The organism is Candidatus Bartonella washoeensis Sb944nv, from assembly GCF_000278135.1.
Lineage (GTDB): Bacteria > Pseudomonadota > Alphaproteobacteria > Rhizobiales > Rhizobiaceae > Bartonella > Bartonella washoeensis.
The window spans coordinates 1-1795 of the sequence record NZ_JH725030.1 but is presented as its reverse complement, the minus strand read 5'-3'; the positions used below and the strand labels follow the sequence as shown (position 1 = coordinate 1795).

The following is a 1795-nucleotide window of genomic DNA, read 5'->3' as shown; positions in this document are numbered from 1 at the left end:
ATCAATACGGTTTAAAAATTCAGGACGGAAAGCTGCTTTCACAACATTCATGACATCATTTTTTGCCTGATCGGTTGTTTGTCCCTCAGGCAGCGTGGTTAAAAACTCAGCACCAAGATTTGAAATCATAATGAGGAGGGTATTGCGAAAATCGACGGTATATCCTTGATTATCGATCAATCGTCCCTCATCAAACAACAGCCCTCAGGCTTCACTCCCCTGCGGTTTCACATCCCCCTCAGACTTCACATTCCCCTCAGGCTTCATATCCCCCTCAGGCTTCATATCCTTTGAAATCACGGGCACAATTTCAACACGCGAAATAGTTTTAACAGCCTCTCCGCCCTCTCCAGTCAGTTGCAGAGGTAAAACCTTTGCGAGAAGTGAAAAAAAAGGCACTGGATTATTGAGTGCATGATATTGAAGATAGGATACCAGCCCATCTTCACCATAGTGATAGCCAGCTTGTTCAGCAGCTGTAAGAAGGGCTTCATTAAACCGCCTTGTTGTTTTATTCAAAGCACCTTTTGAGCGCCCTCTCCGACGTAAGGGAAGGCAACGTTCCTCTGTCACCATTATCTTCTTTCACATAAAGTATAGAATCATTTTTTAGAAAGAAATCAGTCAATAAAGTGAAAAAAGCCAATACGGCTTAACAACATTGCACCCCCACATAAAAGCAGCACACAATAGAAATTACCTCAATCATCCCCTCTCCAGAGAAACACCTCCCCTAGAAATCTTTTTCACTGCACAGACAATAAAATTCAGGAAAAATCGGAAATTCCGAAAAACCCAAACAAGGAAAAGCACACAAACTTGGAAAATCTTAAATCAGAAACATTCCCTCTCATCTACGCACTTCTGTTTAGGTTATTTTTATTTTTCACCGGCTTCACCAGCTCAATTTCCACTTTACGGATTTAATACCGGTTGAATTTTCTGACTGACTTTTTTGTTTATTGGTTATCGGTTTTGTTTATCTGGTTATCTGGCTTACTTTTCGCGCTCTTTATCACTGTTATCGCCATCACTGTTATCGCCTGATTTGATACCGTCGCCTCATTTGACACGTTGTGACAAACCTTATACGTGACAAACCTTATACATTTTGACAAACGTTTTTCTGATAAACGATAAACACTTTACGCATTCATCTCCAACTTATCACTCGACTGATTTACGACTGATTTGCAGCTTATTGAGGGCGCGCTGTTCTCTTACGAAGAGTCTTCTTTTTCTTTTCTTACTGATTTTTGTTGATTTTTCCAACGTAATTTCGCTGGCTTGATAAAAACGCGCAATTGTAATTATGTAGCTATTTTATCTGTTGAGATTAACCTTGTCAAGTTTTTTATGCTCTCCTTATCATTCTTCCAGCTCGCAACCTATTTTTGTGTTATGGGCGAAAACACCAAACGATCTCCTTGTTTTGTAATTTTAACGGTTGTTTCATCAGGAATATTTCCAAACAAGATATCTTCAGCCATTGGATCTTGTATTTCTTTTTGAATAATGCGCTTGAGAGGACGCGCCCCATAGAGAGGATCATACCCTTTATTTGCGAGGAATTGTCGCACCTCTGGTTCGATTTGCAAAGTTATTTTGCGTTCATTGAGTAAATTTTGTAACTGTTTGATTTGAATATCGACGATTGCTTCCATATCGTGGCGTTGCAATCTCTGAAAGAGAATAATCTCATCAATACGGTTTAAAAATTCAGGACGGAAAGCTGCTTTCACAACATTCATGACATCATTTTTTGCCTGATCGGTTGTTTGTCCCTCAGGCAGCG

1 protein-coding gene and 2 pseudogenes are annotated in these 1795 nt (G+C 39.8%); all 3 read right to left on the bottom strand.

The annotated features are described in order from the left end of the window. Positions 1 to 198, bottom strand: a pseudogene (locus MCQ_RS09010) (AAA family ATPase); the annotation flags it as partial. A gap of 6 nt (positions 199 to 204) precedes the next feature. After that, entirely contained in the window at positions 205 to 576 is a 372-nt protein-coding gene (locus MCQ_RS08495) for a hypothetical protein (protein ID WP_006924794.1), read from the bottom strand. 812 nt (positions 577 to 1388) lie between these two features. Then, positions 1389 to 1795 (bottom strand): annotated as a pseudogene (locus MCQ_RS08490) (ATP-dependent chaperone ClpB); the annotation flags it as partial.